The sequence below is a fragment of the Bacillus sp. ISL-78 genome (assembly GCF_018613455.1).
GTDB lineage: Bacteria > Bacillota > Bacilli > Bacillales > DSM-1321 > Peribacillus > Peribacillus frigoritolerans.
In genome coordinates, this window is the sequence record NZ_JAGGQC010000003.1 from 343669 (window position 1) to 368956 (window position 25288).

Below are 25288 nucleotides of genomic sequence, written 5' to 3' on the forward strand. Positions count from 1 at the left end.
GAAGTGAGAAAGACTTATCCTGCCGAAATTGCCACTATCCCTGGCAATGTTCTCTACTACCCTTCAGAGCTTGGAGATTTGGCAGAGATTGAATTAATTTATTTCGGACGACATTCATGTCCTGCCATCGTCAAACAAAACCCGGCCGTCAATCAAACAATCGTGCTATCGGAAAGTCTTGCTGAATCTCTATTATTCGATCATGCCGATATCCCCCTTCATTTATTCATATACGGCAAGAACATCCATATCGGACCGCTTGTCGGAATCTTTTCCTCAGGCTTCACGGGTCTTTCAAACAAACCTTTAGGGGAGAGATCTGAATTTTTCGCAAAGCTCCTTTCGCTTAGCAAGACCACAGGCTGTATTCCCTTTGTTTTTGGAGAGAATGTAATCAATTGGGATGAGGAGACAATCAGGGGCTATGTATTTGATAAAGATGACTGGAACATTTATGAATTTCCTTTTCCTAATGTCATCTATGACCGGCTACCAAATCGGTTGACGGAAAACCGTGATGGACCCAAAGAAGTGAAGCAGAAATTCAAAAAAATATATACCATACCATGGTATAACCCCGGATTTTTCAATAAATGGGATGTAAATGAAAGGTTATGCGCAGATGAGCGGGCACTGCCTTATTTGCCGGAAACGTATCCATTTCAATCCATATCCGTTGTGGAAACCCTTCTTTCCCATTACCGGCAAGTTTATATAAAGCCCATTCACGGCAGCCTTGGTCTAGGGATTCACCAAATTCTTTATGATAAGCATGAAAATGTTTACTATTGCCGCTATACAAACGAAGCAAAAGAAAATAAACTGCAACGGTTTTCGACATTGGAATCCATCGTTAAACATATTTTTCACGACCGCCCGCTCGAGAATCTGATCGTGCAGCAGGGCATCCCTTTAATTCGATCTGAAAAACGTCCAGTGGATTTCCGGGTCCATACGAACAAGGACAGTAATGGAAAATGGCAGGTGACCGCGATTGCCGCAAAAATCGCCGGCGCCGGCAGTGTCACGACCCATATTAAAAGCGGGGGTGTCATCAAAACGGTTGCCGAACTGTTTGGAGATGACGATGAGGCGACAGAAGTCGAACGAAAGCTATCGGAAGCCGCACTGATTTTAAGTGACAGTATAGAAAAAAACTTGGACGGCATCATCGCAGAAATAGGATTTGATTTTGGATTGGATAAAAAAGGGCAGGTTTGGATGTTTGAAGCCAATTCCAAGCCTGGACGTTCCATCTTCTCCCATCCAAAACTCAAGGATTTCGAATTGCTGACCCGAAAGCTAAGCCTTGATTATGCCATTTATCTTACGGAACAGACGATCACGAAATCAATCAGAGTGCCGCAATGAACATTTTTTATGATATCCTCACTGAAAATTGGTACCACACTCATGAGAATGCGGAACTTTTCGCCGGCTCTGCCGAAGAAGAAATCAGCTATAAAAAGGACCATTCGAATCAACCTCTAATTCCAATCACAATATTTCCGGGTAACCGGATGCTTACCATCGGAATTTTAACTGTTTCCAATCCCAAAAAGGAATCAGGTTTGGGTGGAAACCTGACCCTTTTTCGGGACTTATCATTATATTTATTGAAACATGGAATATTGGCGTATGTATTCACAGGAAATGCCCTTCATTCCGAGTCGATGAAAGGGTATCTTTTTTCCTCCATTTCAAACAAGTGGATTGAATGTAAAGTGCCCTTCCCTGACATCGTCTATAACCGTATCCCCTGGAGGAGCTATGAGGCGTCAGAGGAATTCCAACATCTTATCAGACATTTTAAAGATTACCGAATGACTCTATTCAACCCCTGTTTTATAGATAAATATGTGATGTTCGAAGCATTAACTGAAGATGGATCCCTCACCAATCACCTTCCGCCCACCATGGTCTTACGAAACAGCGGTTGCCTTGATTCTTTCCTGGAGACATACAGGCATATATACCTTAAGCCATGCAAAGGAAGCCAAGGGAAGGGAATTTATACCATTGCCAAAAATGATGATTATACCCTATTGTTCAATAGCTTAAAGCATAGTGAGTCCTTCCCGGATTTTGCTTCCTTCTGGGAAACCAAAAAAAGGGATTTATTAAAAAGGAGCTATCTTGCTCAACAGGCGATCATACCAAAAAAACTCTTTGGACATCGTTATGATTACCGGATTCTCGTCCATTATGAAAAAGGTTTTTATAAAGTGACCGGCAAAGCGGTAAGGATGTCGCAAACTCAGGAAATCACCACCCACACTCCCCGAGGCGGAAAGCTTTTTCCATATCAGGACCTTAAATCAAAAAAACTGGATCTAAAATTAGCGAATATCGCCCAAAAATGCGGAGAGATACTTTCAAAAAAGATCGGGTTTCTCGGTGAGTTTTCCATTGATATAGGGGAAGACGAATCGGGTTCGCTATTCATATACGAAGTGAACTCAAAGCCGATGCAATTCGATGAAGAAGAAATTGAAAAAAACAGGCTTTTGCATTTAAAAAATCTTTTCATTGAATTAACTTTTCCTAACCTGAAAAGAAAATAACACCTCCAGCTGCCGTTTTCCATTATAATCGAATGAGAAACAGTTATATGGAGGTAATACATATGATCACTCATTTTCAATGGGAACCATTGCATAAGAATCTGCCAGGATGGAAAATTTCCTTTTATTTCAATAAGCAGGCAGTCAAAGCCTTGTATCATAAAGATGGATCCATCGAGTGGACAGCCAATCCGCCTTCCGAAACAGATGAAACCAAACTTAAAAGCATGATACATGATTTAATGATTTTCCATGTATATGAATGACCCCCCTTTCCATTCATGAATCGCTAAACAGAATAAAAAAAACTCCTTTGCCTAAACTAAAGAAAAGGCTAGGAGGGATTTATTTTGGATAAAGAAAAAATGACATTTTTGAAGGATACCGAATATGATGGCAAGGACTCCGTTTACTTGGATATCGACCGTATCATCAATGAAGGAATGGCGGGCGGAAATGTGTACGAAGTCGCAAACCTTCAGAACATCGAAGAAGCACATGATTTTTATGATGAAACAGATCCCAATGTCAATAAATGAATAATGTGGGCTCTCTTATGGAGAGCTCTCTTTTATATTGGTCAGACCGTTAAAACGATAATTCAATCAGTCCCATTCTCCCTCGCACTTAAAATATTTTCGTTTAATATCGATGTAATGATATGTTCTGAATCCCATTCATGCCCAGATATTTCGATAAGGGGATAGCGATTCGGTAAAACGAGCTGCTGAATTTCATGAACGGTCAGTCCTTGAGAATGTAAGCGTAAAACTTCACCTTGGAGGTTTTCCAAATAATCAAGCTTTTTCCGAAACATGTCCTTCCCATCAGGGACATGCCCAGCATGGCAGCAAAACACATCCCCGAAGTCATATTGAAGTAATCTTTTTATGGAATCGATGATGACCGGGACAGACTCTTCCCGTAAAACAAGCTTTGTTTTCGGTGTAACAAAAAGGTCTCCTGAAAAGAGTACGCCATTATTATGGTTCAAATACACCATATGGTCCTTAGCATGGCCGGGGGTGAAAATCGGCTCCCATGTTTGGGTACGAGACTGTATAGCCTTCCCTAGCGGCTCAGCTTTAAAAGCATCTCGCTTTCCCCAGAAAATTTTGCGATATTCAGGATATATAGCATCCTTTGCACAAACCTCCACTGACATCGGGTGGATGAAAAGCGGCACCTTTTTATGTTCCTGTATCCAGGCAGCGCCCCCAGTATGGTCTTCATGATAGTGAGTCAGGGCCACTGAGTCGAAGTCTGCCGATTCATAGAATGGAATAAGCTCTTCCAATAAAATCTGTGCGCCAGTATCTATCAACAGGCCATCCGTTAAAAAGACATACACACTCATCCCCGCCTTGTTTCCGCCAGGAGTCCCATGCACGCAAACCACATCATTTATCGTGTTAATCTCTATCATTCGGTTTCCTCCCATCATTGTACAAAAATAGTTTCATCTTCCTTTTTTTAACTTCACTATAATAAATGTAGTACCACTTTACCTTTTTGACAAGGAAATATAGGAATAAGTTTCCTCGATGAAACGGCTGGATTATTGCATAATAGCCCATTTTCCATGAATCGTTTTAACGGACTGTACCAGATTTAATGACAAAAAAGTCAAAGAAACGATTGACATTGTCGGGTTTTACAAATAATATAGATTATATTATAAAACTTGAAATATTCTAAAATAATAATTTACTTATCAAGAGTGACGGAGGGATCAGGCCCTGCGATGTCCGGCAACCGCCCTTAGGGAACGGTGCTAATTCCTGCAGAATGATTGCATTCTGAAAGATAAGACGAGATATGATTTCGCTGCCTCTTTCTGAATGATGGAGGCAGCTTTTTTAATGTTTAAGGGGGAAAGCTCATGATTGAAATCCGTTCAGTCCGAAAGGAATACGTCTCGAAAAAAAACCGAGTTATCGGAGTGGATAACATATCTATAACCATTCAAACTGGCGAAGTTTATGGAATTGTCGGCTACAGCGGAGCTGGAAAAAGCTCATTACTCCGCTGCTTGAATTTGCTTGAACGTCCGACAGGTGGAAATATCATCATCGACGGCATTGATCTAACCTCTTTATCAAGTAAAGAGCTTCGTAAACAACGCCAAAAAATCGGAATGATATTCCAGCACTTTTCCCTGGTCAGTTCAAAAACCGTTTTTGAAAATGTCGCTTTCGCCTTAAAGGCCGCACATCGATCGAAGGACGCAATCAAGCTACGTGTATTGGAATTGTTGGAAATCGTAGGGCTCAGCGATAAGAAAGATGTCTATCCGGCACAGCTTAGCGGTGGACAGAAGCAACGGGTCGTCATAGCTCGCGCCTTAGCAAATGAACCCACTGTACTATTGTGTGATGAAGCGACTTCAGCCCTTGATCCAACAACTACAAAGGCGATTTTACAGTTATTGAAAAAGATAAGCAGTGAGCTTGGTATCACCATCGTCCTGATTACACATGAAATGGAAGTGGTCAAAGAACTATGCCACCGAGTCGCCGTCATGCAGGATGGCCGGGTAATTGAAGAAGGACCCGTTTATGAAATATTTTCACAGCCTAAACAGGAGTTAACGAAGCAATTCATTAGCAGTGTACTGGATTTCGAACTCCCTTCGCACTTGATTGAAGAAAGTCAAGGTACGATTATTAAGATCCAATTCGAAGGGCAAACCGCCGGTGAGTCGATTCTTTCGGATACTCTCCAATCCCATCCAGTAAAGGGGAATATTTTACACGGTAAAATTGAGTATATCCAGGATGTTCCTTTAGGCATTTTAATCATCGAGTTAATTGGCGATTCCGACCAAATACATTCGGCACTGGAATATATAAAAAATCGTTCCAGTTCTGTGGAGGTGTTAAAACATGTCACTGCTTAATCCCATCGTCAATATTTTACCTGATCTTAATAAAGCCTTTCTTGAAACGATTTATATGGTCGGCGTTTCTCTTGCAGTAGCCCTGCTGATCGGTTTACCGCTTGGAGTATTGCTATTTACAACAACCAGGAATTTATTTTTTGAAAATAGCATCGTGAATCGATCTCTCGGTTTCGCAGTCAATATTGTCCGTTCAATCCCGTTCATCATTCTCTTGGTCGCCCTCCTTCCTTTAACGGACCTACTTACGGGATCGACGATAGGGCCAAGAGCAGCTTCTGTTTCCCTGTCCGTGTCCGCAATACCTTTTTTTGCAAGGATTGTTGAAACGGCATTACGTGAAATAGACAGAGGAGTGATTGAAGCTGCAATTGCCGTAGGTGCCACTCCATGGATGATCATTAAGGATGTACTTCTTCCAGAGGCAAAACCGGGAATCATTCAAGGACTGACATTAACGACCATTTCGCTTATCGGTTACTCAGCAATGGCCGGGACAATCGGCGGTGGCGGAATAGGCGACCTGGCCATCCGGTACGGATATTACCGATATGACAACACAGTCATGATCACGACGATCGTCGTGCTGATCTGCCTTGTGCAACTCATTCAAATGGTTGGTGATAAAGTCTCATACATGGTTAACAAGCGATAGGATCAGTCATTTTTTCATGATTCAATACATTTCATTACTCAGGAGGAATTTCAAATGAAGAAAATAGCTTCGTTATTATCAGTCTGTGCACTTGCACTCGGCTTGGCAGCTTGCGGGAGCGATGCATCCCCAAATACTGAAGACAAAAAAGAATTGAAGATCGGGGCGACTACCGGGCCGTACGCCGATATGGTTAAGGAGGCCATCAAACCAGGTCTGGAAGATCTCGGATACAAAATAGAGATCGTCGAATTCACCGACTATATCCAGCCGAATAAATCACTTGGCAACAACTCGATCGACGCCAACCTGTTCCAGCATAAAGTGTACATGGATAACTTCGCTAAAGAAAATGATTTAAAGCTTTCCGACCTTATCATAGTTCCAACAGCACCAATGGGCATATATTCTAATAAGTATAATTCATTGAAAGAAGTGAAGGACGGTACATCCCTTGCAGTGCCCAATGATCCGGTTAACCTGGCCCGTGCACTAAAAGTGCTGGTGGATGAAGGGTTGATTGAAGTCGATCCAAATGTCGACCCTCTAAAAGTATCTGAAAAGGATGTAACGAAAAATCCAAAAAACATCCAGCTAAAACCATTGGAATCCGCTCAGTTGCCCCGCGCAACAGACAGCGTTGACCTATCGGCGGTCCCTGTCAACTTTGCTCTTGCAGCGAAAATGGACCTCAAGGATGCCCTAGTTTTAGAAAAAATGCCGGATATGTATCGAAACGTGGTTGCAGTGAATACAAAAGATGTAGACGCTCAATTTGCCAAGGATATTAAATCAGTAGTGGAATCCGACCAGTTTGAAAAAGTGATCGATGACAAATTTGCCGGATTCGGAAAACCAGACTGGATGAATTGATCAAATAACCAAGGCCTGCTTCCCTTTACCGGAAACAGGCCTTTCATTTAGGATGAATACCTTACTGGAGGTCCGCAGCGGTCCCGCTTATTACGCTTGTAAAGCAAATGTCCTTGAAAACCTGGAAGGGAAACTGAATAAAGGGAACATCCGTAAAGTGCTCGTTATTCATGGACGAAAATCCTGGGAAGTTACTGAACCCTTTTTTCCTTCCTTAGAAAATATTGAGACGATTTTTTTCACATACGGCGGGGAATGCAGTGACCCGGAAATTGAACGCGTAGAAGGCAGCTCTTGAACATGGTGCAGATGCATTAATTGGCATTGGCGGCGGTAAGTTGCTCGACCTGGCCAAATCGGCCGGAAACTCGCTTCAAAAGGAAATCATCCTCATTCCAACCTTGGCTTCCACCTGCGCTGCCTGGACACCGTTGAGTGTCATTTATGATGATAATGGCTCATATGCCCGTTATGATATTCATGAAAAAAGCACTTGGATGTTATTGATTGAACCAAGAATTCTTCTTAATTCGCCAATTAACTATTTACGTGCTGGAATCGGCGATACATTGGCGAAATGGTACGAGGGCAATGCACTGGCCGAAAAGCTTGCCACCAAGTCCGTTTGTATTGAATTGGCCCATTTGGCTGCGAGGCAATGCCAGGAAGTTTTATTGACATATGCCGAGGAAGCCTTAGCTGATTTAGAAAAAGGGAAATGGACAGATGCGCTGCAGCGTGTAATTGAAACGAACATCATCATCAGTGGTCTTGGCGACGGGTTTGGCGGCCAGTATTTGCGCGTTGCCGGTGCCCACTCCATTCATAATGGCATGACTTCCATCACCCAAGCGAATCATTTACTTCACGGGGAAAAAGTGGCATATGGCATTTTAGTCCAGCTTGTGCTAGAAGGGAAATTCTCGGAAATCAAACAATTGCTGCCCATCTACCAGGTACTTAAATTGCCGATGACATTGCTTGATATTGGCCTAACTGTTGAACATAAAGCGGAACTTCAACAGATTGCTACCCACTCTGTCAAAAAAGGGGAAGACATCCATCTTCTCTTCCCTGATATCAACAAGGAAAAAGTGGCAGCCGCCATGGAAAACCTTGAAATCCTTACAAACCATGCAAATCCATCCATGGACTAAAAAAGCGATTGGGGTTTTTTACCCATCGCTTTTTATTTGATTCCTCATTGTTTAAAATCATCCTTTTCACCAAGCATACATAATGTTCCATTAATACTTCAGTATAATAAAAGAAGATCTCAACCTACTGTCTGTTTCCATAATCCAAGAAGATCACTTTCATGTTGTCTGTGCATGCCTGCTTTTCTCTCGGCAGATTCCGGACGGCCCTTTTCCCAATTCCATATATCTTCGAGAGTTTCTGATAGGGGACGGAATGTTAGTCCATTATTGATGGCTTTATCGTTGTCGACAGCCAAAAACCCATTCAAAGGTTCCTTACCTCCTGGTAAAGGGAATTCTTCCGGTATCCATAAGGGCATTTCTCCCCACGGCTCTACTCTATTGTCATTTAAAAATTTTTCAGAGACCCATGTAAAGGCAGCATTACTTCTTGTAACCTTTTTGCAGCCTTCAAGTATTTGCCCCATAGTCAGTGTGTATTCTGGTCCAACAGCATTAAACGTTCCTGTCACGCCTTTTTCCATCATTCGGATGATCCATTGAGCCAAGTCCCTTGCATCGATAATTTGGATTGGACGTCCAGGACGTCCAGGCGCTAAAACTTCTCCCCCTTCCGCTATTCTTTTAAGCCAGTACGGCAATCGGTCAGTGTAATCAAATGGACCTACTATTTGCCCAGCACGAATTGACAAGACTTTCCCCGGCAGTTCGTTTTCAGCTGCTTTTTCGCTTAATGATTTTAACGGTCCATAATATTCACCGTATATCGGTCCAGCCGTTCCGCGGGTTATTTCTTCTGCTTTATCTTCATTTAGTGCATGAACCTCTCCATTTTCATCAATACCTGGTTCGGTAGGATCACTATAAACCGAGATGCTTGAAATATATGTATAATGTTTAACTTGATTAAGCAATCTGCAAGATTTCGATACAGTTCGAGGGACAAAGCCTGATGTATCAATGACCGCATCCCACTGTCTTCCTTTCAGCTTTTCAAGATCCCCGTCGCGGTCCCCTTTTAACTGTTCTATTTCGGCGAAAACATAAGGATCATTTCCACGATTAAAAAGTGTGACATCATGCCCCTTCTCTATTGCAGCTTTTGCTAAATATCGGCCTAAAAACCGTGTACCACCCAGTATTAAAATGTTCATAAGATCCCCCCTCTTTAACGATATTCCATAAAGCATACGCAATACCCTTTCCTGAAATTAATAATACTTGCAACTTCTCTTTGGTTTTCCCTTCTCGGAAAAACTAAAGATATCCTAATCTTTTGAACTTTATTCTTTTTCGCTATAATGATATGGAAAGGGAGAAAGAAGGTGGAAACGATGCTTGAAAATCTTAAACAAAAATTCCCGAACGCCCTTACCAATAAAAAGGATACTGATGATATTTCTAATTATGTTTGGTTCGAAGACTTCAGAAGTATAATTGGTATTCCCCGTTCAGAAATCACAGCCGAAGAAATCCGTTTATTGGAACTGCTTTTTGTTCCTTCCATAAACCCAAATAACCTCAATGCACATCCAGGCTCATCATGGAAAAACTTTTTATCAGAACCGAATGCACCATTGCCTTTAACGAACTGGGAGAATGTTCGATTCCTTCATTTCAAGTTGACTCATGCTGATTTTTCCAACACCGATTTTGAAGGGGCCTTCCTCGCTTTCGTTCCATCTGACTCTGCTATTATCTGGGAAAATGAAACGGCAGGCGTCTTAATTGAAACGGACAAGGATGAACCATTATCAAATAAAGAATTGATCGCCATTACTTCCACGCTTGAAAGTGACTTTTATGTAAAGACCCGTATGTTCACCGGGCGCTTTCACCCTGTAGATCAAGACCTTCGCCATCACTGGACTCAGGAGAAAAAGTGTTTTGAAGTGGCACAGGTGCATATGCCGGATATAAAGGTGGCTGATCTGGCAGACATCATCCCGTACTCATTAATAAATGATCCATCGTTTAAGAATGCAAATTGGTTTATCAATGAAATTCTTGGCAAGACCAAGCAGGATACTGAGCTTATCAAAACGGTAAAAACGTATATCGAATGTAATTCCAATGCCACATATGCCGCCAAACAGCTTTATATACATCGGAACAGCTTACAGTACCGAATCGATAAATTTTCTGAAAGAACTGGTCTCGATATTAGAAACTTCCGTCATGCCCTTACTGCATACTTGATACTTATACTGAATGATTAATTTCCAATGTAAGCACTTTTTTGTGCAATATGCCCATACTTTTTTCAAAACCCATAGCTTAGACTATAGCTAATTGGTACAAGTAATTTAAGAGTTTAAAAGGGGGATTTTTCATGGCAGAGTTAGTGTTAGATCATATATTCAAGATTTATGATAAAAAGGTGACGGCTGTTAAAGATTTCAACCTTCGTGTTGCCGATAAGGAATTCATCGTTTTTGTGGGACCTTCCGGTTGCGGTAAATCTACGACATTAAGGATGATTGCCGGACTGGAAGACATTTCCCAAGGGGATTTATACATAGACGGCAAACGAGTCAACGACGTCCCCCCTAAAGATCGCGATATTGCGATGGTTTTCCAGAACTATGCCTTATATCCTCATATGTCCGTATTTGACAATATGGCATTCGGATTGAAGCTCAGGAAAACGCCAAAAGCTGAAATCAAGCAAAGAGTCAATGAAGCGGCAAGGATTCTTGGACTTGAAGAGCTGCTAAACAGGAAACCTAAAGCGCTTTCAGGTGGTCAGCGCCAGCGTGTTGCACTTGGCCGTGCAATTGTAAGGGACGCAAAAGTTTTCTTGATGGATGAGCCATTATCCAATCTCGACGCAAAGCTGCGGGTTCAAATGCGTGCGGAAATAGCTAAACTTCATAAACGGCTCGACACCACAACGATATATGTCACACATGACCAAACAGAGGCAATGACCATGGCGACACGTCTTGTTGTAATGAAAGATGGTATCATCCAACAGGTCGGTGCCCCAAAGGATGTTTATGAGAAACCAATAAACGTGTTCGTCGGCGGCTTTATCGGATCGCCTGCCATGAACTTCTTTACCGGAACATTAAAAGAAGGCACAATCAAAATAGGCGAACAAGCGCTTGAAATACCTGAATTTAAGATGAAAATGCTACGTGATCAAGGATATGTCGGAAAAGAAGTAATCCTTGGCATCCGTCCGGAAGATTTCCATAATGAAGGAGCTTATTTCACGGAGTCCCCTAGCACTACATTCACGACCCAAATTGATGTAGCCGAACTCATGGGCGCGGAGATCATGCTCTACTCGACATTAGAGGGGCAGGACTTCGTTGCAAGGGTCGATGCCAATAACATTATCCAGGCAGGCGAAAAGATCGAACTTGCCTTAGACATGAATAAAGCACACTTTTTTGATAAAGGGACCGAACATCGCATTTTAGTTGAAGAAGATGAACAGATGCAGGAAAGCATGAAGTTATCTGCCAATTAAACATGAAAAGACCCATTCATTATGGGTCTTTTTACGTTTATTCAAATAAAGGGAGATTCATTCCTGGACCAATACCACTTCATCATGTCCGCATTCAGGGCATTTCATGAGATGAGGGCATTGCCCTTTTTGAAGGGATTGAGGGTATCCGTCGTTTTCTTTAAGTATGTCGATATCCATATAAGCACTGTAATCATCAGCATAATCCATGAATTTCCCTTTATCCTCAAGTTCACTGCCGCATTCCGGGCAATCCACATGAATTTTTCTTAGGCCGTTGCAAAGCGGGCATATAGACATTGTTTTACCTCCTGTTCCCGATACTTATGATTTCAGTATTTGTCGATTCCATTATTTTAACACATGGAAACACCCTCCCTAATGCTAGAGGGAGGGTGTTTCCATCCAATTATTTATTAACCATGTTAGCAGGATCGACCCATGCTTTAAATTCATCCTCCGTCAGGAACCCCAGTTTCAACGCCGCTTCTTTTAACGTGGAGTTGTCCTTGAAGGCAGTTTTGGCGATCTTGGCTGCCTTTTCATAACCGATATGCGGGTTCAACGCTGTTACCAGCATAAGGGAACGCTCTACATTTTCTTTGATCTTATCTTCATTTGCAGTGATGCCAACCGCACAATTATCGTTGAAGGAATGAATGCCTTCCGTCAATAATTTGACCGTTTGCAGGAAGTTATAGATGATGACTGGTTTGAATACATTCAATTCAAAGTTACCTTGGCTTGCTGCAAAGCCAATTGTAGCATCGTTACCCACGATTTGTGTTGCAATCATGGTAAGCGCTTCACTTTGGGTCGGATTGACTTTACCTGGCATGATGGAGCTGCCGGGCTCGTTTTCCGGAATGGCTATTTCGCCGATTCCGCTTCTAGGTCCACTTGCCAGCCATCTGACATCGTTGGCAATTTTCATTAAATCCGCCGCCAATGCTTTCAAAGCACCGTGTGCGTAGACGATTTCGTTATGGCTAGTCAATGCATGGAACTTATTATCAGATGTGACAAAAGGATATCCTGTATCCGCTGCAATTTGTTTGGCAGAAAGTCCCGGGAATTCTTTCTTTGTATTGATTCCGGTTCCTACAGCCGTTCCGCCTAGGGCAAGGTTCAATAGTTTTTGGCTGCTTTCCTCAATCATCGCCAAATCTTTATCGAGCATCGCTTTCCAACCGGAAATTTCTTGTCCTAATGTTAATGGTGTAGCATCTTGAAGATGGGTCCGGCCGATTTTCACGACATCCCAAAATTCTTTTTCTTTCGTATCGAATGTATCACGAAGTGCTTTGATGGCAGGAACCAATTTTTCAGCGACTTCCATAAAGGCTGCAATATGCATGGCGGTCGGGAAAGTATCATTTGAGCTTTGAGCCTTGTTAACGTCATCATTCGGGTGAAGGGTTTCCGATTCACCATTTTCTTTTAACCATTCATTCCCTTTGTTAGCGACCACTTCATTCACATTCATATTACTTTGCGTACCGCTTCCCGTTTGCCAAACTACAAGCGGGAAATGTTCATCAAGCGTACCTTCAAGGATTTCGCCGCAAATCTTGACGATGGCGTTCTTTTTAACTTCGGAAAGATCACCAAGATCATAGTTCACCTTTGCGGCAGCTTGTTTAACGTATGCAAATGCACGAACTAATTCAATCGGCATTTTTTCGTTACCGATTTTGAAATTGTTACGACTTCTCTCAGTTTGTGCTCCCCAATATTTATCAGCAGGAACTTTCACTTCACCCATCGTATCTCGTTCGATTCTGTATTCCATGTGTTCTCCTCCTATGTTTGTACTATTCATTGAAGAATTTTTGCATATGAAATGAATAATGTCGGATTATTCTTTCTCTCCATACATTGTACAAACTTTATTATTTTAAAGCAAAAATATCCCGCTGACCCTTTCCATATTTCTGAAAACATCCTAGGCCATTCATATTTAGATGAAAATTCGGATATTCTTTTTTGACACATTAAGTGTAGGCACCGCTAGGCTTCAATTGACCTGGCCATGAACACAAACACAACATCACTCCCAAAATGTCCTTGACAGTATTTTGTATATATAGTAAATTCAAAAGAAATTGAATAATCTAAACTCTTATCGAGAGAGGTAGAGGGAATGGCCCGATGACACCTCAGCAACCTTCATTTGTTTCAAACCAATGAAAAGGTGCTAATTCCACAAGTTTATGTACTTGGAAGATAAGAAGAATGACTCGTCCCTACTTAATCAAAGTCTTCTTCTTAAAGAAGACTTTTTTTTATTTTATTTAACTCAAAGGAGCAGTGAAAACCATGTATAAACCTGAAACATATCTTGCTCAATTAGGAAATCGCAGTGAAACGGCGACAGGAACAGTCAATCCGCCGGTATACTTTTCAACAGCTTTTCGACACGAAGGAATCGGTCAATCGACGGGATTCGACTACACAAGGACAGGTAACCCTACCCGCCAGCTATTGGAGCGATCGATCGCCGATCTGGAAAAAGGAGACCAAGGCTATGCCTGCAGTTCAGGAATGGCCGCCATCTCCACTATACTCGCCCTTTTTAAATCCGGGGATGCGTGGATTGTCAGTGAAGATCTTTATGGCGGTACATATCGGCTGTTAGAACAAGGTTTTAAAAAATGGGGATTGCAGTGTGACTATGTAAACACTTGTTGTTTGGAGGATATCGAAAAGGCCATCACTCCTCACACGAAAGCCATCTTCATCGAAACTCCCACTAACCCTCTTATGCAGCAAACGGATATTAGCGCGGTTGCCGCATTGGCTAAACGATATGATTTATTGCTAATCGTTGATAACACTTTTTACACGCCTCTTATTCAACAACCCATCTTGCTTGGAGCGGATATTGTGATTCACAGTGCAACCAAGTATCTCGGTGGTCATAATGATGTGCTCGCCGGACTGATCGTTGCTAGCGGCGCTGAATTATGTGATGCACTTGCCTTCCATCATAATGGCACTGGAGCTGTCTTGAGCCCATTTGATTCTTGGCTGTTGATGCGCGGAATGAAAACCCTGGCATTGCGGATGGAGCGTCATGAAAAGAATGCCAAGATACTTGTAGATTACTTATCGGAGCATGATTGTGTTACGGACGTATTGTATCCAGGCCGAGGCGGCATGATTTCTTTCCGTATCATTGATGAAGCGGCAGTCAACCCATTTTTACAATCGCTCTCATTAATTTCCTTTGCAGAAAGCCTGGGAGGGGTTGAAAGCTTCATCACCTATCCTGCCACACAAACACATGCCGATATACCGCTTGAGGTCAGAACGGCAAACGGGGTTTGTAATCGACTGCTCCGCTTCTCCGTTGGCATCGAGGATAGCGACGATTTGATTGGTGACTTGCAGCAAGCATTCGCACATGTAAAAAGGGAGGCACTACGATGACAGATCATGAATTTAGCTTTGAAACGAAATTGCTTCATAATCAACATAAATTCGATCCGGCAACGGGCGGTGTGAGCGTCCCCATCCAGCATGCATCGACTTTCCATCAATCCGATATCGATCAATTCGGCAAATATGACTACAGCAGAAGCGGGAACCCAACCCGCGAGGCACTTGAAGACATCATTGCCGAACTTGAGGAAGGCACTCACGGTTTTGCCTTTTCATCAGGTATGGCTGCCATTTCAACAGCCTTCCTGCTATTGTCTGCCGGGGATCATATCGTCATTTCCGAAGATGTGTATGGCGGAACGTTCAGGATGGTCACAAGCGTATTGAACCGTTTCAATATTGAGCATACCTTCGTTGACATGACGGACCTTGAAAGTGTCAAAGCGGCCGTTCAGCCAAATACCAGGGCCATATACATCGAAACGCCTTCAAATCCGTTACTTAAAGTGACCGATATTCAAGCTGTATGTGATATTGCAAAAAAAGCCGGCGCCTTAAGTTTTGTTGATAATACATTCTTGACGCCCGCATTGCAAAAACCGCTGAATCTGGGCGCTGATGTAGTCCTTCATAGCGCGACGAAGTTTTTATCCGGACATAGTGATGTGGTAGCTGGGCTTGCGGTCGTGAAAGACCCGGAATTGGCGGCAAGACTCGGTTCGCTCCAAAACTCCTTTGGAGCGGTCCTTGGTGTCCAGGATGCCTGGCTCGTAATGAGAGGCTTGAAAACCTTGTCAGTTAGAATGGAACATTCACAAAAAGGGGCAGAAAAGATTGCAGCCTACTTAAAGGAGCAGCCCTTGGTGAAAAACGTGTATTATCCCGGCCTAGCCGATCATCCACAGCACGCCATCCAGAAAGGCCAGTCACTCGGAGCGGGGGCGGTCCTTTCATTTGAATTGGAAAGTGAGGAAATCTTCCGTTCCTTCGTGAACACTGTTGAGCTCCCTGTTTTTGCCGTAAGCCTGGGAGCGGTAGAATCCATATTATCCTACCCGGCCAAAATGTCCCATGCGGCCATGCCTGCTGATGAAAGGGAAAAGCGAGGCATCACGAATAGCTTGCTCCGCCTCTCTGTCGGACTGGAAAATCCGGACGATTTAATTAAGGACTTCGATGCGGCCCTCGTAAATATTGCCAAAGGGGAAGCAATTGCTGCAAAATGAATAAGGATGGGTGCCTCATATATTATGGGCACCCTTTTCCCTTGCATCATTATTAACTCTCATAAAAAAAGGCCATCGATTTCCGATGGCCTGACTCTCATTTCTTCATATTATATTTATCCAGGAAGCGATCCACCCGTCCGCCTTTTTCAGCAAACTTCTGCTTTCCTGTATAGTAAGGGTGCGTATCCGAGCTGATTTCCACTTTTAATAATGGATATGTTTGACCGTCTTCCCAAACGATCGTTTCATTGGACGTCTTCGTGGAGCCTGTCAAAAATTTATACCCACTATTGGTATCCATGAATACCACTTGTTTATAATCAGGATGAATTTCTTGTTTCACTATTATCACCTCATCGTCAGTATAGGTATATGTTAAACGTAATGATTACTATTATCAATCATTATGCTTGAAGGTACCAAAAGTCGGTACCCTCATTATAGTTTAATCTAGACGATTCACCCTTATTCCATTGTGTTCAGCCAGCCATGCCTTTATGCGGACCAGCCTGCAGTTCATACATTTGGTAGTACTTCCCTTTCAGTTCCATTAATTCCTCATGTGTACCTTGCTCAGCAATCCGCCCTTTTTCCAGTACAAGAATTTGGTCGGCATTTTTTATCGTGGAAAGCCTATGTGCAATGATGAAGGTCGTTCTCCCTTTTTTCAGCACCTCCATACCCTCCTGGATAATTGCCTCGGTTTCGGTGTCGATGCTTGCTGTCGCTTCATCCAAGATCAATATGGCCGGATTGAATGCAAGGGCACGGGCAAAAGAGATTAGCTGCCGCTGTCCGGAAGACAGCGTTCCGCCTTTTTCGATCACGGGTTCGTCAAGCCCTAAAGGAAGATGCTTCAGCACTTTGTCCCCCCCGACATCTCTTAATGCTTTTTCAACCATTTCCCTTGTGATGCCTTTATGATTCAGACTGATATTGGAGGCGATGGTACCAGTAAATAAATAGGGATCCTGAAGGACGATCCCCATATGCTCCCTAAGCGTCTGATGTGGGATATCCAATATATTTCTGCCATCGATTTTGATCTGGCCTTCACTGCTGTCATAAAAGCGGAACAATAAATTCATTATGGAACTTTTTCCTGAACCGGTGTGGCCAACTAAAGCGACCGTTTCCCCTTGTTTAGCGGAAAAGGAAATGTCTCTTAACACATATTCTTTAGCCTTATAACCAAAAGAAACATTTTCGAATTGTACGTTTCCTTTGTATCTGGATATGTTTTCATCACTGACTGCCAATCCCTTCTCATCCAATAAGCTGAACGTCCTCTCCCCTGCAACAAGCGCCTGTTCAAGATTAGCGAACTGATTGACGATTCCATGAAGCGGATGTAGCAGGCGGCTGATTAAATCAACAATGGCATACATCATCCCTAAGGAAATGGCCGAACTCGCTGTAAGGGAAATCCCGCCGAAATACCAGACGAAGGCCATCAGCGCCAAAATCTTAATGACGCCAATCAAGTTTCCACCCGTCAACGAGTTCAAATGGAGCATTTTATTTTGATAGGAAAAATGCTCCCGGTTCAGATTTTCAAAAGATTGCTTCGTCTCCTTTTCACGTCCAAATGCCTGAATGATGTTCATACCAGAAATGGATTCATTGATCATCCCATTAATATCGCTGACCCGTTCCCGAATGATGTGATTATATTTCGAGGCGAATTTACGGTATACCATCGTCCAGATAACGATGATCGGAATGAGTAGGAGGCCAATGGTACCGACTCGTGGATCCAGAATAAACAATGCAATTAGAACGCCGAAAATATTAATGGTACTCGAGAAGAAGTTGGCGAGCACGGTTACATATAATTCCCGGATCGCTTCCGTATCATTAGTGACCCTTGCTACAATTTTACCCGCTGGCATATTATCAAAATAACGTATCGGAAGACGGGAAATATGCCTAAAAATATCATTTCGCATCTTCTGTATGATTCGGTTTGCCGCTTTCTGCAAATAAAAACTCTGGCCATATTGAAAAATGGAGGAAAGAATGACAAGGCTAAAATAAAAAGCCACAAGCTTAATGATCCGCGGGATTTCCGGTTGATAAAATCCCATCACTTCCTGACTCGTCAATTTCACTGCTTGCGCACGTTGCTCTTTCCCGTCTTTCTTGATGATCAATGATTGGTTCTCCAAGGTTCTGCGCCCATCGATAGGGACAGCTTCATCTACGAAGGCAAATTGATTGCCAACCTGCAGAACATGGACTTCCCTGCCTTTCTTCTCACCTTTTGCAAAGTAATCAGCCCGTTTATACCATTTACCATCATATTTAACTGCATCTTTTCCTTTACCTGCTTCATGCCAGGAAGATTCGATGCCAAGTATATGTGAATCGATGATTTTCTTGGCAACGAAAGGACCCGTTAAATCAGCCGCTACCGAAAGTGCAAGCATGATCAGGGCGCCAATGATCAATTTTTTATAAAGGGCAGCATAATTAAAAAGTTTCTTTACGACCTTCATGCCTTCACCTCCGTTCCTTCGTCAACCTGCTGTCGTTCATATTGCTCGCTATACCAGCCATCATTCAGCAGTAAATCCGCATGAGTCCCCTCTTCGATGATCTTTCCGCTGTCCAATACGATAATCCTGTCCGCGTGCTGAACGGCTGATAAGCGGTGGGTTGTTATGATGGTCGTTTTCCCTGCCCGTTCATTTTGGATATTTTCGATGATCGTCGTTTCCGTTTTTGCATCGACAGCGGATAAGGAATCATCCAATATAAGGATTTCCGGATTTTTGATCAATGCCCTGGCAATCGAGATCCTCTGCTTTTGCCCACCGGATAGAGCGACACCCTTCTCACCGACGAGTGTCTCCAGACGGTTTGGCAGCATCATTAAATCCTTCTCAAAATCCGCAAGCCGGATAGCTTCAGCCAGTTCATCTTCCGTTGCATCCATTTTACCGAATAAGATATTTTCCCTAACAGTCTTCGAGAATAAAAAATGGTCCTGTGGAACATATCCGATCCATTTACGGATATCTTCAAGGTGCAGTTGCTCCAGCGGCTTGCCTGCAAAAGCGATTTCACCCGTTCCTAAAGGATATTCCCGCAGCAATTGCTTTACGAATGTCGTTTTTCCACTACCTGTTTTCCCCACTATCCCCAATGTTTGACCGCGCTCAAGCTGAACGGAAATATCGGATAGATTCACAACCGTTGAGGAAGGGTATGTAAAATGCACTGAATTGAATTGGATATTCCCCGGGTTCGTAATACTCTCCAGCCCCATTGAATTCTTCACATCCGCTTCATACGAAAGGGTATCCTGAACACGGTCTAGCGAAGCATTTCCCCTTTGCATGACATTGATCAGTTCACCCACCGCGATCATCGGCCAGATTAACATGCCTAGGTATACATTGAACGAAACAAGTCCGCCAAGCGTTATGGCTTGTTGAAACACAAGATAAGCCCCATAGCCCAACCCGATTAAATAACTGATGCCTATGATAATGCTGATTGTCGGATCAAAGAGGGCGTCGATCCTTGCCACGGCTAGGTTTTTGCGATATACATCCTCGGTCATTTCCTCAAATCGCTTTTCGTCTTCCCGTTCCTGGACATAGGCCCGGATAACACGGACACCAGAAATGGATTCCAGGACCTTGTCATTTAAAGTGCCAAAAGCTGCTTGTGCCTCCGTAAAACGCTTGTAAATTTTCTTCACGTAAATTTGCATCAGCACTGCCATGATCGGAAGCGGCAGTACCGCCGCAATCGTTAACTGCCAGCTGATCGTGGCTCCCATCATGACCACTACCGTGATGGTGAACAGCACCGCGTCTACGAGGGTCAATATCCCGAAACCAGCTGTGAGGGATATTGCCTTTAAATCATTCGTTGCCCTTGCCATTAAGTCTCCTGTACGGTTTTTTTCATAAAAACTCGGCGTCATTTTCAGCAAATGGCCCATAAACCCTGACCTTAGTTTCCGTTCGACCAAGTTTCCGCCGCCGAATAACAGATAGCTCCATAAGTAACCAAATAGGTAACTGCCGATCAGTAACATGAGCAAATAAATAACGTATTTCATGACCCCTTCCTGCGTCATGCTGCCATTGTTCATATCATCGATGGCATTCCCGACAAGTTTTGGCGGGATAACCTCCAAGATATTCACTAGACATAGAAATAAAATCGCCCAGGTGTAACGCTGCCACTGTTCTTTAAAGAACCAGGACAGTTTTTTAAAGATTGCAAACATGAATTCCCCTCCCTTTTGGTCAAACCTTTCACTCGCTAACCGCTTTCTGGATCTCCCGGCTGCAATAAAATTTCCAATGTCTTTTGTCTCATTTATAGTTCCTCCTATCCTTTATATGGAAAGGGTGCTAATGCACCTGGATCCAAAATGCCAAAAAGCCCCCGCCAATTAGCGGAAGCTTTTTTAGATGCGTAATAACACATATAAAAGCGCAGGCCGCGAAAAATCCACAACCTGCGCTTTAAAATCGAATGGAAACGAGGAATCCTATGTCTGGAAAGACAAGGTCTCAGGGCAGGCGGACGTATGATATTCAATTGTGACATCACTGTGCTTAGCTGATTTAGTCATGACGTTCGCCTCCTTTCCCATTGATTAATGGTAATTTTTAACTTATTTTTAAAGATTACTACGTTTGCATATTTTTGTCAATTGTGACTTTTCTAGATTATTGATGGATAATCCTTTATTCTAATAAGAATGACGCAACCTAAGGAGGTTCAGCATATGCAATGGAGAAAATATATACTCCTGGCGGTTCCCTTTTTATTATCAGCGATTTTCATCTTATTTGCCGTACCGCTCCAATATAGATTTTTATCCTTCATTCCTGTGTTTCTTTTCTGGATAGTTTATTATATTTTATTGTACCGGGAAAAGAAGAAAAAAAGATGACATCACCTGGGGGCGTTGCAAATGCAACGCCCCTTTCTTGACGGTTCTGCATATAATGATCGAAAAACATCCGTGGTGAAATGTATGCTTCCCCAATATTTGCAAAAGCTGTTGGGTAAACACCCCGCCAAAACAAAACCGATCATCGATGCTGAAAGATTTGACGCGCTAAAATCCCGTTTACAAAAAGAGCTCTTTCAGCCTGTTGATGAGTCAAAAGCTTTTTTCCCCGAGGAAGCCGCTCTGATAAAAAGCATTCGAACCGAAACGGCTGCCTTGAACCGGAACAATATCACAAGAACACAAGCCTATCTTGCCTTTTACAATCGCAACCCAGAAGTCCACTGGTCCTTTTTAGCACATATGGTTTCGCGGAATGGAGGATACCATATGACTGACTTGAAAAGTTCAAACATGACCCACCTCCTTGACAGAGAGGAACGGCAGAAATTTTTCCTTTTCCTTGAGCGTGCCAATTCAGCCATATTTGCAGATGCCTTCCCCCAGCTTCTTTTATATGAACATTCTAAACGAAAAGAAATTCCGCTAAGAAGGTATTTACCAGTATTCCGCATTTCAAGATTCATGGCCCCGATTTGGGAATCTTTCATCGAAGAGCCCCATTCCCCCCTTTTGACAACGGCCCTTATCATTAATGAACAAAGAACGCTTCAGGAAAGGATATTAAAACGCACCCGTCATGGTGAAATCCTCCGCAGGCTTGATTTTCAACTTCAGGAATACTTAGGCTTCATGAAAGTGATCTTTCCTTATGCAAACAAGCAAAAAGGACTTCATTCCTTGACAGGACTAACCGTCGAACGATTTGCCGACCCGAAAAAGCGTATTGAAACGGGGAAATTATTATATGGGCTTCTTTTTCAGCATCCGGTGGTTTTTCGCGGTGTTGGCCAGTTTACAAAGGAGATTCCCCACACGGGTTCCAGAGAGGATTACTGGGCAAGCATATATACATCTGATGGATCCACGTCAAAAGATGATAAAATCTACAGCCCCACTCTTCATGATGCATGGAAAGATCAACTATTCTTTCCTCCCCATTCCTTTGATTGGTTCACGAATGAAAGCTTCATGGAAGATTTACGAAGTTTACCGAACATTAAAAAGGAGGACCTCACCAACGAGGTGCTCGAAAATGCCAAACAGCTCAAAACCCTTAACGAAATAAAAGCCATTTTCTAGCTTGATGCCTCTTACTTTGAATATCCCATCCCCCATTTGGCAAGAATGGTTAGCAAAAAGAATGGGTGAATCAAATGAGAGGCATTGTACTATTGAATCCGAATTACAAAATCGGGGATTTACATACGGATGAAAGCTTTGCAATCCAAAAGATCGTGACGGACAAGTATATGGAAGAGAATAATATTTCCCCGGTCATACTCAATCCGTATCAAATCCACCCTTATTACACCATCCCGCATGAGCTTCTATCCAATTTACAAAGTAAAAAAACGGGGCAAATCGATTGCCTTGTGCTTCACTCCCTGGAAACCATTGAACGTTTCAACTATATTTACCCTGAAAAATGGCTTGAGTTATGCGGATATTTCAAAGGAATCATCAATGTCACGACTCAAACTCCCGTTAGGAAATATGAAGCAAAATAAAATCATGGTACTTAAGTCGCTGTAGTGAATTAGGGTTATAGCCATTAATATTTCATGTACAAGACCTCTTTCCAAGTACCTTGGTTTATGTTCCCCTTTTTTGATGGAGCGCCCCAACACTCATCCCTCTTATGATTGCCGTTGTGCCGCTTCGCCCCCCTTATCTATTACCCCCCCTTCGGATTCATCGGCCTTTATATTTATATCAACTTTCCCAATTATAAGATTACTAGGAATTATATAACTACAGAACATTCTTTTGGAAATATAGATAAATTTACGGATAAAGCATAGAAAAATAAGTTAATTTTATATATCATTGGAGATAGGAATTTTCTTATTTTTTACTTTTACTAGAAAGGAATGTTAATGATGGCCAAAGAAAAAAAGAAAAAAACCCCAATTCCTTTCCGACTGAACTTTATGTTCTTTTTAATATTCATTTTATTTTCAAGCTTAATAATCCGGCTTGGCATCGTCCAAATCGTATATGGGGATGATTACCTCCGCGAAGTCGACCGAACGGAAAACGATGTGGCCAATACCCCCGTTCCCCGTGGCAAGATGTATGACCGCAACTTGAATCCGGTCGTTGATAATGAGCCGCGTAATGCCATCACCTATACGAAATACCCGAATACGAAAACGGCCGATATGGTGAAGACGGCAGAGGTCCTTGCCACCTTGATAGAAAAGGATACCAAAAAGGTAACCCTGCCGGATAAAAAGGATTTTTGGATTTTAAAGCATCCGAAAGAAGCCGAAGCCTTGATCACCAAGGCCGAGAAGAAGAAAGTAATCGAAAAGAAACTGGAGCAAAAAGATTTATACAAACTTCAAATGGAACGGGTAACCGATGAGGATATCAACGAATTCACCAAGGATGAATTGGAAGTGATCGCCATATTCCGGGAATTCAATAGCGGCTATGCCCTTGCACCGTCGATCGTGAAAAATAAAGATGTCACCACTAAGGAATTCGCCAGGGTCAGTGAACATTTGGATGAAATGCCAGGCGTGGATGTAACGACGGATTGGGAAAGGACTTATAAGTATGACGAGACCCTCCGCTCGGTTCTTGGCAAGGTCTCTTCTTCCGAAGAAGGCATTCCCAGTGAAAATATCGACTATTATCTGGCACGCGACTATACCAGGAATGACCGGGTCGGAAAAAGTTATATCGAAAAGCAATATGAAGATGTCCTCCGCGGTCAAAAGACGCGGATTGAAAATGTGCTGAGCAAAGGGGAAGTCATCAAAACGAATACCCTCACTGAAGGGCAAAGCGGAAAAGACTTGGTCCTTACAATTGATATGGAGCTGCAGCAGCAGGTTGAAAAAATCATCGAGAACGAATTGCGCAAAACCAAGGCTAAGGGAAATACCTACCTTTTGGATCGTGCCTTCGTCGTTTTAATGGACCCGAATACAGGCGAGGTGCTTACGATGGCCGGCAGGCAATACGGCCGTAACAGTAAAACCGGATTGACCGAAATGAACGATTTTGCCCTTGGAAACATTACGACCTCCTATACGATGGGATCATCTGTCAAAGGGGCCACTGTCTATACGGGCTTTCAGACAGGAGCCATCGCACCAGGGTCAGCTTTTTTTGACAGGAAACTCCATTTAGCAGGGGCTAAGAAAGGATCTTATAGTGATTTGGGTTATGTAACCGATGTCTCTGCGTTAAAGAAATCGTCGAATGTCTATATGTTCATGACGGCGATCAGAATTGCCGGCGGGCATTATATCCCTAACCGGCCGTTAGGAATCAATCGGGAAGCTTATGCCATCATGCGGAATCATTATGCCCAATTTGGATTGGGTGTCCGTACAGGAATCGACCTGCCAAATGAATCCGTAGGGTTTAAAGGCGTCGATATGTCAACAGACGGATTGCTGCTGGATTTATCGATTGGCCAATATGATACATATACACCTATGCAATTGGCACAGTATGTTTCGACGATTGCAAATGGCGGAAAAAGGCTTGAGCCACATATGGTCAGGGAAATCAGGAATCCATCCAACGAACACAATGAATTGGGCAGCGTCTTTAAAACAATGAGTCCCAAAGTATTAAACGACTTAGGCGGGAAAGACGTTTGGATGCAGCGTGTCCAGGAAGGATTCAGACAGGTCGCCCAGGAGCCAGGCGGGACGGCATATAAATATTTCGGCGGGAAATCCTACCGCGCGGCAGCAAAAACGGGTACTGCCGAGGCCTTTTACGACGGACCGCGGAGAAATCAATATAGCGCGCCAGTCCCTACTATCAATCTGACGCTTGTAGGTTATGCACCTCACAATAATCCGGAAGTGGCATTTTCTGTCGTCGTGCCATGGGTTTATCAAGGCAAACCCTCTGATGATATTAACAAACGGATTGGGCGGGACGTAATGGACGCCTACTTTAAATTGAAGGAAAAAAGAGCAAAAGGTGAATCTGATGCAGATAAAGCAGTAGAAAGCACTCAATGATGAATACAAA

24 protein-coding genes and 2 riboswitches are annotated in these 25288 nt (G+C 42.9%); of the genes, 17 read left to right on the top strand and 7 right to left on the bottom strand.

The genetic code is table 11. The features are described 5' to 3' along the window. Positions 1 to 3: 3 nt before the first annotated feature. The 4 genes from J7I96_RS28585 to J7I96_RS04170 all read left to right on the top strand — a co-directional run bounded on the left by J7I96_RS28585 (position 4) and on the right by J7I96_RS04170 (position 3103). Positions 4 to 1371 carry a YheC/YheD family endospore coat-associated protein gene (locus J7I96_RS28585; protein WP_214769513.1) on the top strand — a complete coding sequence of 456 codons (1368 nt, stop codon included), beginning with the start codon at positions 4 to 6 and terminating at the stop codon, positions 1369 to 1371. Continuing rightward, positions 1368 to 2564: a YheC/YheD family endospore coat-associated protein gene (locus J7I96_RS04160; RefSeq protein ID WP_214925517.1), complete on the top strand. Its 1197-nt coding sequence runs from the start codon at positions 1368 to 1370 to the stop codon at positions 2562 to 2564. The genes J7I96_RS28585 and J7I96_RS04160 overlap by 4 nt, the downstream gene beginning before the upstream one ends. Before the next feature lie 62 nt (positions 2565 to 2626). Beyond that, positions 2627 to 2830: a YheE family protein gene (locus J7I96_RS04165; protein ID WP_034314751.1), complete on the top strand. Its 204-nt coding sequence runs from the start codon at positions 2627 to 2629 to the stop codon at positions 2828 to 2830. Positions 2831 to 2914: 84 nt separating this feature from the next. Next, positions 2915 to 3103 (top strand): hypothetical protein, encoded by a 189-nt coding sequence (locus tag J7I96_RS04170; RefSeq protein WP_034314753.1) that lies wholly within the window; start codon positions 2915 to 2917, stop codon positions 3101 to 3103. 62 nt (positions 3104 to 3165) lie between these two features. On the opposite strand, the gene J7I96_RS04175 is transcribed toward J7I96_RS04170, so the two are convergent. Beyond that, positions 3166 to 3990, bottom strand: coding sequence for an MBL fold metallo-hydrolase (locus J7I96_RS04175; protein ID WP_214769530.1), 825 nt, complete (start codon positions 3988 to 3990; stop codon positions 3166 to 3168). A gap of 282 nt (positions 3991 to 4272) precedes the next feature. Beyond that, a riboswitch (SAM riboswitch) is annotated at positions 4273 to 4377 on the top strand. A 69-nt stretch (positions 4378 to 4446) separates the two neighbouring features. Between J7I96_RS04175 and J7I96_RS04180 the strand changes: the two genes are divergently transcribed. Genes J7I96_RS04180 through J7I96_RS04200 form a run of 5 tightly spaced genes read left to right on the top strand, consistent with a single transcriptional unit; the run spans position 4447 to position 8148 of the window. Beyond that, a complete protein-coding gene (locus J7I96_RS04180; protein ID WP_214769534.1) occupies positions 4447 to 5463 on the top strand; it encodes a methionine ABC transporter ATP-binding protein in 1017 nt (338 codons plus the stop codon). Beyond that, positions 5450 to 6118: a methionine ABC transporter permease gene (locus J7I96_RS04185; RefSeq protein WP_214769537.1), complete on the top strand. Its 669-nt coding sequence runs from the start codon at positions 5450 to 5452 to the stop codon at positions 6116 to 6118. Before J7I96_RS04180 ends, J7I96_RS04185 begins: the two co-directional genes overlap by 14 nt. Positions 6119 to 6172: 54 nt before the next feature. Then, positions 6173 to 6991 (top strand): MetQ/NlpA family ABC transporter substrate-binding protein, encoded by an 819-nt coding sequence (locus tag J7I96_RS04190; RefSeq protein WP_214925515.1) that lies wholly within the window; start codon positions 6173 to 6175, stop codon positions 6989 to 6991. Positions 6992 to 7043: 52 nt separating this feature from the next. After that, positions 7044 to 7289: a hypothetical protein gene (locus tag J7I96_RS04195; protein ID WP_214769543.1), complete on the top strand. Its 246-nt coding sequence runs from the start codon at positions 7044 to 7046 to the stop codon at positions 7287 to 7289. A 40-nt stretch (positions 7290 to 7329) separates the two neighbouring features. Beyond that, a complete protein-coding gene (locus J7I96_RS04200) occupies positions 7330 to 8148 on the top strand; it encodes an iron-containing alcohol dehydrogenase family protein (RefSeq protein ID WP_251025116.1) in 819 nt (272 codons plus the stop codon). 119 nt (positions 8149 to 8267) lie between these two features. On the opposite strand, the gene J7I96_RS04205 is transcribed toward J7I96_RS04200, so the two are convergent. Beyond that, a complete protein-coding gene (locus tag J7I96_RS04205; RefSeq protein WP_214769546.1) occupies positions 8268 to 9305 on the bottom strand; it encodes an NAD-dependent epimerase/dehydratase family protein in 1038 nt (345 codons plus the stop codon). 180 nt (positions 9306 to 9485) lie between these two features. Between J7I96_RS04205 and J7I96_RS04210 the strand changes: the two genes are divergently transcribed. Further along, positions 9486 to 10370 carry a PucR family transcriptional regulator gene (locus J7I96_RS04210; protein ID WP_214769549.1) on the top strand — a complete coding sequence of 295 codons (885 nt, stop codon included), beginning with the start codon at positions 9486 to 9488 and terminating at the stop codon, positions 10368 to 10370. A gap of 113 nt (positions 10371 to 10483) precedes the next feature. Beyond that, entirely contained in the window at positions 10484 to 11629 is a 1146-nt protein-coding gene (locus J7I96_RS04215; protein WP_214769552.1) for an ABC transporter ATP-binding protein, read from the top strand. A gap of 57 nt (positions 11630 to 11686) precedes the next feature. On the opposite strand, the gene J7I96_RS04220 is transcribed toward J7I96_RS04215, so the two are convergent. Beyond that, positions 11687 to 11929 (bottom strand): hypothetical protein, encoded by a 243-nt coding sequence (locus tag J7I96_RS04220; RefSeq protein ID WP_034314767.1) that lies wholly within the window; start codon positions 11927 to 11929, stop codon positions 11687 to 11689. 109 nt (positions 11930 to 12038) lie between these two features. Continuing rightward, positions 12039 to 13421 (bottom strand): class II fumarate hydratase, encoded by a 1383-nt coding sequence (gene fumC, locus J7I96_RS04225; RefSeq protein ID WP_214769555.1) that lies wholly within the window; start codon positions 13419 to 13421, stop codon positions 12039 to 12041. Positions 13422 to 13748: 327 nt separating this feature from the next. Then, positions 13749 to 13862: riboswitch (SAM riboswitch) on the top strand. Between the two features lie 86 nt (positions 13863 to 13948). Here fumC and J7I96_RS04230 point away from each other — a divergent pair. Next, a complete protein-coding gene (locus J7I96_RS04230; RefSeq protein ID WP_214769558.1) occupies positions 13949 to 15061 on the top strand; it encodes a methionine biosynthesis PLP-dependent protein in 1113 nt (370 codons plus the stop codon). Next, positions 15058 to 16239: a cystathionine beta-lyase gene (gene metC, locus J7I96_RS04235; RefSeq protein WP_214769573.1), complete on the top strand. Its 1182-nt coding sequence runs from the start codon at positions 15058 to 15060 to the stop codon at positions 16237 to 16239. Before J7I96_RS04230 ends, metC begins: the two co-directional genes overlap by 4 nt. Before the next feature lie 97 nt (positions 16240 to 16336). Here the strand turns inward: metC and J7I96_RS04240 are convergent, their stop codons facing one another. From J7I96_RS04240 to J7I96_RS04250, 3 genes are all read right to left on the bottom strand, one after another. Then, a complete protein-coding gene (locus J7I96_RS04240) occupies positions 16337 to 16585 on the bottom strand; it encodes a type B 50S ribosomal protein L31 (RefSeq protein ID WP_214769586.1) in 249 nt (82 codons plus the stop codon). 136 nt (positions 16586 to 16721) lie between these two features. Beyond that, entirely contained in the window at positions 16722 to 18740 is a 2019-nt protein-coding gene (locus J7I96_RS04245) for an ABC transporter ATP-binding protein (RefSeq protein ID WP_214925513.1), read from the bottom strand. Continuing rightward, positions 18737 to 20488: an ABC transporter ATP-binding protein gene (locus J7I96_RS04250; RefSeq protein WP_214769601.1), complete on the bottom strand. Its 1752-nt coding sequence runs from the start codon at positions 20486 to 20488 to the stop codon at positions 18737 to 18739. The genes J7I96_RS04245 and J7I96_RS04250 overlap by 4 nt, the downstream gene beginning before the upstream one ends. 507 nt (positions 20489 to 20995) lie before the next feature. Between J7I96_RS04250 and J7I96_RS04255 the strand changes: the two genes are divergently transcribed. The 4 genes from J7I96_RS04255 to J7I96_RS04270 all read left to right on the top strand — a co-directional run bounded on the left by J7I96_RS04255 (position 20996) and on the right by J7I96_RS04270 (position 25278). Then, complete coding sequence (locus tag J7I96_RS04255; protein WP_214769604.1) at positions 20996 to 21163, top strand: hypothetical protein; 168 nt, start codon at positions 20996 to 20998, stop codon at positions 21161 to 21163. A gap of 21 nt (positions 21164 to 21184) precedes the next feature. Then, positions 21185 to 22366 carry a DUF2515 family protein gene (locus J7I96_RS04260; protein ID WP_214769607.1) on the top strand — a complete coding sequence of 394 codons (1182 nt, stop codon included), beginning with the start codon at positions 21185 to 21187 and terminating at the stop codon, positions 22364 to 22366. Between the two features lie 74 nt (positions 22367 to 22440). After that, a complete protein-coding gene (locus tag J7I96_RS04265) occupies positions 22441 to 22794 on the top strand; it encodes a hypothetical protein (RefSeq protein WP_214769610.1) in 354 nt (117 codons plus the stop codon). Between the two features lie 372 nt (positions 22795 to 23166). Further along, on the top strand, positions 23167 to 25278 hold the full coding sequence (locus J7I96_RS04270; protein ID WP_214770148.1) for a peptidoglycan D,D-transpeptidase FtsI family protein: 2112 nt from the start codon (positions 23167 to 23169) through the stop codon (positions 25276 to 25278). Positions 25279 to 25288: the final 10 nt, after the last annotated feature.